Origin of the sequence: Stenotrophomonas maltophilia group sp. RNC7 (genome assembly GCF_030910085.1) — a bacterium.
In the GTDB taxonomy this organism is placed as follows: Bacteria; Pseudomonadota; Gammaproteobacteria; order Xanthomonadales; family Xanthomonadaceae; genus Stenotrophomonas; species Stenotrophomonas sepilia.
On the sequence record NZ_JAVFVN010000046.1, the window covers coordinates 1 to 332 of the forward strand.

General features: G+C 65.1%; 1 protein-coding gene. It reads left to right on the forward strand.

Going from position 1 to position 332, the window contains the following annotated elements; translation table 11 throughout:
* A partial coding sequence (locus RCF13_RS00255) for a hypothetical protein (protein WP_308140679.1) occupies nt 1-204 on the forward strand: 204 nt, incomplete at its 5' end.
* Nucleotides 205-332: the final 128 nt, after the last annotated feature.

Sequence of the window (332 nt, forward strand, 5' to 3'; positions counted from 1 at the left end):
GGAAGCTCGGTTGACAGATCGGCGGAATTGCAAGGAAGCGCCAGCGGGGCGTTGCGCGATGCGTTGATGGCTTTCGATGAAGCCATGAGTCTCTGCAGCGACTTCCCCGAGTTGCAGCACCATCGCGACGCGCTGCTGTTCGCCGTGCAAAAGGCCCGCGCCGCCCTTTCTGCCCCCCAGGCCGAACAAGGAGAGCGGGATTGAACGACTACCTCGACACCGAGTTCGACGGCTTCGGCGGCCCGCTCCTGTCCCTGGCGCTGGTGCGCGAGGATGGCGATTCGCTGTACCTCGTTTACACGGACCACGCCGCGCAGCAGCCCTGGGTGCGT